This is a genomic window from Methylobacterium sp. GC_Met_3, assembly GCF_026540775.1.
Taxonomy (GTDB): Bacteria; Pseudomonadota; Alphaproteobacteria; order Rhizobiales; family Beijerinckiaceae; genus Methylobacterium.
The window spans coordinates 1-6,113 of sequence record NZ_JALNUL010000106.1 but is presented as its reverse complement, the minus strand read 5'-3'; the positions used below and the strand labels follow the sequence as shown (position 1 = coordinate 6,113).

General features: G+C 63.2%; 8 protein-coding genes and 1 tRNA gene. 3 read left to right on the top strand and 6 right to left on the bottom strand.

The window, feature by feature from the left end:
• Window positions 1–2,397: 2,397 nt before the first annotated feature.
• The 3 genes from OXS27_RS31470 to OXS27_RS31460 form a co-directional block, all read right to left on the bottom strand.
• The gene (locus OXS27_RS31470; RefSeq protein WP_243920267.1) at window positions 2,398–2,622 is read right to left on the bottom strand and encodes a hypothetical protein; all 225 of its coding nucleotides are present in this window, start codon (window positions 2,620–2,622) and stop codon (window positions 2,398–2,400) included.
• A gap of 91 nt (window positions 2,623–2,713) precedes the next feature.
• The gene (locus tag OXS27_RS31465) at window positions 2,714–3,055 is read right to left on the bottom strand and encodes a hypothetical protein (RefSeq protein ID WP_243920270.1); all 342 of its coding nucleotides are present in this window, start codon (window positions 3,053–3,055) and stop codon (window positions 2,714–2,716) included.
• 152 nt (window positions 3,056–3,207) lie between these two features.
• Window positions 3,208–3,465, bottom strand: coding sequence for a hypothetical protein (locus OXS27_RS31460; protein WP_243920272.1), 258 nt, complete (start codon window positions 3,463–3,465; stop codon window positions 3,208–3,210).
• 178 nt (window positions 3,466–3,643) lie between these two features.
• On the opposite strand from OXS27_RS31460, the gene OXS27_RS31455 reads away from it, so the two are divergent.
• The gene (locus tag OXS27_RS31455; RefSeq protein WP_267361585.1) at window positions 3,644–3,829 is read left to right on the top strand and encodes a hypothetical protein; all 186 of its coding nucleotides are present in this window, start codon (window positions 3,644–3,646) and stop codon (window positions 3,827–3,829) included.
• A 61-nt stretch (window positions 3,830–3,890) separates the two neighbouring features.
• Here the strand turns inward: OXS27_RS31455 and OXS27_RS31450 are convergent.
• The 3 genes from OXS27_RS31450 to OXS27_RS31440 all read right to left on the bottom strand — a co-directional run bounded on the left by OXS27_RS31450 (window position 3,891) and on the right by OXS27_RS31440 (window position 4,595).
• Window positions 3,891–3,966 (bottom strand) — tRNA-Ile (locus OXS27_RS31450).
• 96 nt (window positions 3,967–4,062) lie between these two features.
• Window positions 4,063–4,296, bottom strand: coding sequence for a hypothetical protein (locus OXS27_RS31445; protein WP_243920276.1), 234 nt, complete (start codon window positions 4,294–4,296; stop codon window positions 4,063–4,065).
• A 119-nt stretch (window positions 4,297–4,415) separates the two neighbouring features.
• On the bottom strand, window positions 4,416–4,595 hold the full coding sequence (locus OXS27_RS31440) for a hypothetical protein (protein ID WP_267361584.1): 180 nt from the start codon (window positions 4,593–4,595) through the stop codon (window positions 4,416–4,418).
• Between the two features lie 170 nt (window positions 4,596–4,765).
• On the opposite strand from OXS27_RS31440, the gene OXS27_RS31435 reads away from it, so the two are divergent.
• Both OXS27_RS31435 and OXS27_RS31430 read left to right on the top strand, forming a co-directional pair.
• A complete protein-coding gene (locus tag OXS27_RS31435; RefSeq protein WP_243998951.1) occupies window positions 4,766–4,987 on the top strand; it encodes a hypothetical protein in 222 nt (73 codons plus the stop codon).
• A 14-nt stretch (window positions 4,988–5,001) separates the two neighbouring features.
• A complete protein-coding gene (locus OXS27_RS31430) occupies window positions 5,002–5,499 on the top strand; it encodes a CinA family protein (protein ID WP_243920282.1) in 498 nt (165 codons plus the stop codon).
• The last annotated feature ends 614 nt before the right edge of the window (window positions 5,500–6,113 follow it).

The following is a 6,113-nucleotide window of genomic DNA, read 5'->3' as shown; positions in this document are numbered from 1 at the left end:
CTCGTTAAGACAGCAACAGGTTTAAAAAGCTTATTCCTACTGAGGCAACACTTTCGCGGCCCCGTTGTTAGGCGCAGACGCATTACAACTAACGATTGTGTATCTTCACATACGAGTCCAAAAGCATTTTTGTCAGAGCGCCCCGCCTCCGCCGTGCCCCTCGCAGGCACTTGCCCGCTGATTGCTTAGCATTCACCGCCACCACGTCGTCTTGACCAAGCGCAGCATAGCGAACGTCGCTCCGGCCCATAGACCGAACGGCACAGGGCCGAACCACGTCATCACGGGATCCGGCCCATCTTGCATCACGCCCGAGTTTCGCGAGCGTGCGCGTATTGGGTTCGAAATTCTGAAGCCGCTTAAAGCGTGAACAGGCTGGGGCCGGCCTCAGGAGACACGGCCGCGATTGTCCAGCCGAAGGCAGCCCTGGCAGTTCTCGCGGCCACTCCAGCCCCATCGGCGTGGAACGGCAACCCATCCGCCGCTGCTAACGTCGCTCAGCAGCAACGATAGCAGCCGGCCCAGCATCCGCACGGACACGACGAACATGCACGGGCCGATCAACGTCAACAGCAGCGCCGGCAACACAGACGACGTGATCGACCACCTAAAGCAGAGCCTCTGCGGGAGGGCCTACGCTATGGCGAGCACAAGCGGGCAGGCTTGATCCAAGGTGGCGCTGCGGAACGCGCAGTCAGCTACGGCGTAGAGCTACCCGGGAGGGGCCTCTATCAGGTCGCGTAGTTGGAGAACGCCATTGTCGCCGTCGACGGTTACATCCGCCGTGGCGGCGCGGTTAAACTGCTCGGCAAGCGACCGGTAACTCAAGGCCACGCCTCATTTTTTGCCAGCGGTGACGGCGTCCGTCCTGGTTAGACGGTTGCCGCGTGCGGTCCATGACACTACCTGCCGTCTCTGCGAGGTAGATCATGACTGCGTCAGCAAAGTTTCTGTCTGCGGTCGGCATCGCCTTTGTGGCTGGGGTAGCCAGCACGAGCGCGTACATGTCCCGTGGTGACGTCCGAACAGACGCCCCGGACCTGTCGCACGGCTCCGCGCCTTCTCTGACCGAGCGATTGCAGGCTGAAGCCCAGGGACGGTCACTGCCTTGGTCGGATCCAACCAAGGCTCCTATTTCGAAACCAGCTTCTCCGAAGCTTCGGTTCACCCCTGGCCCTACTGATGCATCTGCGGAGGGCTCTACCTCCGACGCTGGTGGAAAAAGAGGGCCAATCCCACAAGCTATGCCGGTGCCCACGCCTGTGCAGCCGCTGGATGACGGTGGCAGACGTCGCGAGATCAGACTTGCGGAGAGGGCCAGACAAGCCCTGCCTGCGTTGGCCGTCGAAAGGGTCCGGCCAGCGCCACAGGAGCCTTCTCAGCACGCCCTCAACGAGGAGAGAGGGAGTTCCCGCCCTCAGGTCGCCAACATAGCTCGCCCCACGTCGAAGCCACATTCCGCCCCGTCTCGGAACCTGCCATCGCTCGATGCCGTCGGCGAGGCTCGACTGACCGCCCGACGACCCGAGCCCAGTCAAGCGCGCCCCGCAAGCCCTTACAGAACGGTACGACTAGCGGGTCGCGATGGGTTTGGTGTGGACGCCCCCCTACTGGGCCGCTCGCGTGAGTTTCACGTGGAAGCATCCGACTGGTCGTCCGAAGGTCAGCGACGCGCAGGGCCGCGTCGGAACGTTGCTGCTTCGGATGGTCTGATGCGCTGGCTCTCCGGACCCGGTGGCCGTTTCTAAGGTTTTCCCGCCCCCGCACAGGAGTCGCGTCTATGCTGAGGCCGTTCCTTCCGCTGCTTTGCGCCTGCCTTGCGCTAAGTTCGTCCCAGGCGCTGGCGTTATCGGGGGCTGAGATGCAGCGGCGCACGGCCACTATCGCCGAGCGCTACCTCGCGATCTGGTCGTCCAACGACGGCGGCGCAGTCGCAGGCGTACCGTACATGTACGGACCGACGGTGGAATTCTACGGTCGTCCCTACACGCAGGAGCAGCTCGTCAACGAGAAGCGGGCCGCCATTCGACAGTGGCCGCTGCGCCGGTACGCTATTCGACCCGGGACCCTGCGTGTGGTCTGCAACGTGGCCCAGGCGAAGTGTGCAGCGCGCTCGGTCATCGACTTCGAGGTAGCCAACCCAGCCAGGGGTACGCGCAAAGCGGGCTCTGCACGGTTCGACCTTGGCGTTAGCTACGCGGGTCGGCAGCCACGTATACTGTATGAGGGTGGAAGCTTAGGCCGTCGCCGCGAGGGTTGAGGTTCGGCACAACGGCGACGCCGACGGCCCGCAGCGCGTCGACGGCATCGAGGACGGGGTCACTGTCATCGATCATGCCAGCGCGATCAGCATCCAGGCGCGCGCCTTCGCCTCGAGGAAGATGACGCCAGCAGCAGTCAGTTCGGGCCTTTAGCCTTCCCGGCCGCGTGGCTCGCTCGCCAAGTGAAATAGGCGACGGCCAGCAGCGTCAGGAATAGTCCGGCCCACGAGCCGCCCTCCGAGACCTTCGCAACGAACCATTCCGTCGGTGTCGGCGCCGCGGGATCCTGTAACCAGCCAACCGCCATCACCGTGGTCGCGAGCAGGGCGAGAACAAGCAGAACCAGGTTCATGACCGTCATCAGTTCGCTCCCTCTGGATCCTCACGGTGCCGCACGTAGCCCTGGCCGGTGAGCCAGTCCGTAAGGGCGAAGCGGATCACTGTGCGTTCCTTCATTCCAGCGGGCTGCCGATGAACTCGGGCTGCCCAGGCGGGCGGTAAAAAGCTCGCTGGGCGGGACACCATGTAGCTGCACCCTCGCGCTTGATCGCATTGATGAACTCGGGCCTGACGCGGTCGACCGTCCGACGCAAGGTGTCGGTGCCAAACCGCTCGACGCCGTCCTGCACAATCCAGCCCTGAACTTCGGTCAGCCGCTTGCGATCGAGAAGGTAAAAGGGCCCGCAGATCGGCTCGATGAGCATGATCCTGGCGACGGACCGGGCCGATTTCATCAGCATCTCGTCGGCAGTCTGAGCGTTGGTCAGCGTAGGCAAGAGGGCGGCCGCCGACATGAGAGCAAGAACCGCCTTTCTCACTTCAGGTAGCCCTTTACCTTCAGGTGCTCGGAGAGAAGCATCAGCTGGCTTCCTCGGTCTTCCTCGGCCGCCCCCCGGCCCCTCGCCGTTCTCGTCGATGCAGCCGGCGGGATCCAAAGCGGTTGATGCTACTCCGCGGCTACGCGCTGGCGGGCGCTGCGACCGACGAGATCACGGGCAATTGCGAGAAGAGCTCGACGGTCATCCGTGTCTGCGATGCCGTGCCAGAGGCGAAGCAGTTCGGCCATATCCGCGGTGTCAGACTTGGAAGATGGCTGCCCAAAGAAATGCTCGACCGGCACCTCAAGGGCGGCAGCAACACGCTGCAGCTGTGCGTTGGCTTGCGCCGCACGGGCCGGCGATGGAGCGTCGTTCGGCATGCTCATGATCTCCATCGGTTACGCAACTGGCGAGGGATAATACACGTGCCGATTGAGGAGCACGGACCCGCATGCAATTGGGGTATGCATCATTTCAACCGCATACCACACCCGTGTAACCGTCGGTTGTGCGGTTCTCTCGGACACGTGATAGCTGCCCGGCAAAACGAAGGGCGAGGTGATTGTGTCCGAGGAGGATGGGTCTGAGGCGATGCTGAATGCATGCCTCGCCGCTTATGAAGCTGTGAAGAAACACGGCACGAGCGAGATGCTACTGGCCGCCCGCATACTCCTCAGACTGGTTGGCGAGCAGATCGCCCAGGATCTTCAGAGTCCCATCATCAAAGCTGTCAACAAGAACACCGCTTAGCCGAGGTCTCGATCGCCATTGCCAGGCCTTGAAGGCTTCCTCAACGAGCGAACTCGTACATTGGTGGGTCCGGCAGGGCTCGAACCTGCAACCAGACCGTTATGAGCGGTCGGCTCTAACCATTGAGCTACAGGCCCTCGCCGTTCTCCTCGATCAAGATGACGCCGACGGCTTCGGGTCTAGTGCAAGGCCGCGCACGGACGACCTTGCCTCTTTACCGACAGTGGCCCGGATCAGAGATCGGGCACAGTCGCGTCGAGCCACTTAGCCGCCTCCAACAGCGTCCGGAATGTGTGCTTCTCGCGCTCGAACGGCGCCGGGAAGGGCTGGCTGTCATCCAGGGTCTCAGCCATCCAATCACCCTCTCTGCCGTCCTCGGACACGTCTCGGACGAGGCTGCCAACGACCTTGCCGTCGAGGATCAGATCGAAGCTGCCAGGGGCGAGGCGTTGAAGTGTGTAGGTCATCAAGTTTCCGGATTGGGAGCCGCACCATGCGACCTCACCACCGCAACGCCGGGCGAGGATGTCAGTTCGCGCCCTCAGGATCCTCGCGGCGATGCACGTAGCCTTGGCTAGCGAGCCTCTTAGGTTTCGGCGTTCTCACGCGCCAACCGCATCGCTTTAAGCCGCTCGGTGCGTTCCTCGATTTCCTGGCGTTCAGCCTCAATCTCGTTCCGAATTTCGATCGACGTAGCCTCGCGGGTCTCCGCTTTCAGTTGCGCGCTTGTGCGATCGGAATGGCGGGAAGCCTGGAAGTGAGACATACGCCCTCTCGTTGACCAACGTCGGCCGAGATAGGGCGCTTGTCCGTGCCGCCATCATCGGTTCGCCACCAGCGCCTCTTCCAAGAGGCAAGATCGCAGCATGGTCACGGGTGGCAGGGATCACCACTGGCCTACACGCGTTCGCTCTTGGTCTGAGCCAGGGATCGACAATGGAAGCCAGCGACCTGAAGTGCCGTCCGCCCTTTCGGGTGCTTACCTTCCGGGACAACCAAGAGGTAATCTCCGAGGACGTCGAAACCGAGATTGCCGCTCAGACCCGCTTCGCTTCGGCAATCGACCTATGCAAGACACGAGACGATGCGCACAGCCACCGGGTGGAGTTGCGTGCCGGCGGTGATGTCGTCGCGACGTGGCCGACGACCGAGCAATAGCGGGGAGGCTCCTGGTGAACAGCCTGCTGCCGAAGGCCGAGCGGATCGGCGCGGTTCTGACCGAGCAAGGTCAAACCATCGCGGTGGCGGAGTCCTCCTCCGGCGGCCTAGTCTCGGCGGCTCTGCTGTCAGTTCCTGGCGCCAGCGCATACTTCCTCGGCGGCGCCGTGGTCTACACGGCGGCCGCGCGGTCGGCCCTTCTCGGCATCGGCGAAGCTGAGATGTCCGGGCTGCGGTCGGCCTCCGAGTCGTATGCGCTACTCCTCGCCCGAGCAGTCCGCGAACGCCATGGCGCCACCTGGGGCATCGCGGAGACCGGCGCGGCCGGCCCGAGCGGCAATCGCTACGGTGATGCTGCCGGACACACCTGCATCGCGGTAAGCGGCCCGGTCGAGCGGGTCATAACAATCGAGACCGGTGAGGCTGACCGCGTGACGAATATGCGGTCGTTCGCCGCTGACTTGCTCGACCTGCTGGTCGAAGCGTTAGCTGGGGAGACGGCGGCGGCCTGACGTCTGCGATCTGACACTGCTGCCGGTCATAGTTATGGGATGCGCCAGCCCGTTGCCTGATCGATCGCGGACCCTTCACGGCCGCTGGAGGTCCAGCGATGCGGTGGGTCAACCCAGATCCTGCCGGCGCCCTTGGAGGATGGAGTTGCAGCCCCGACCCGGGCTTCAATTCGATCGGCAGTCTTGCTCGCGGCCGTGCCTTTACCTTTCGGCGCAATTGAGCCGGTTTGGACAGGCTCGACCGAAGCCCCCACCACTAGCTGGGACGGCATGGTCGAGGCAGGCAGTTTTGGCGCTTGGCCCATTACTGCCGCAGCCAGCCCAATGCCAGCCAGAACGAACGCGAGGCCATCAACGATTAGGTGACTGACCCTGGCCATCGCCCATGCTCCAGTCTTGGAGGGCGACAGCTAGCGCCGAACCTTTAACGATCCGGCGGCCGGAAACGAAAAACCTATCCCGACTTGCGTCAGGCAGCTTCAGCCCGTGACTCTTCAAACTACCATGCGTGCATAAGGTGGCCGCCGGCCAGGACGACGACGATGAGGGTCACGACCGAAACGGCGAGCTTCTGTGCCGATCTAGACGAACGGTCTGCGAGACGACGATGGGTG

Coding starts and splice junctions, on each gene's coding strand:
- OXS27_RS31470 (WP_243920267.1), bottom strand. CDS start 2,622: ATGACGGTCATGAACCTGGTTCTGCTTGTTCTCGCCCTGCTCGCGACC.
- OXS27_RS31465 (WP_243920270.1), bottom strand. CDS start 3,055: ATGTCGGCGGCCGCCCTCTTGCCTACGCTGACCAACGCTCAGACTGCC.
- OXS27_RS31460 (WP_243920272.1), bottom strand. CDS start 3,465: ATGAGCATGCCGAACGACGCTCCATCGCCGGCCCGTGCGGCGCAAGCC.
- OXS27_RS31445 (WP_243920276.1), bottom strand. CDS start 4,296: ATGACCTACACACTTCAACGCCTCGCCCCTGGCAGCTTCGATCTGATC.
- OXS27_RS31440 (WP_267361584.1), bottom strand. CDS start 4,595: ATGTCTCACTTCCAGGCTTCCCGCCATTCCGATCGCACAAGCGCGCAA.
- OXS27_RS31435 (WP_243998951.1), top strand. CDS start 4,766: ATGGAAGCCAGCGACCTGAAGTGCCGTCCGCCCTTTCGGGTGCTTACC.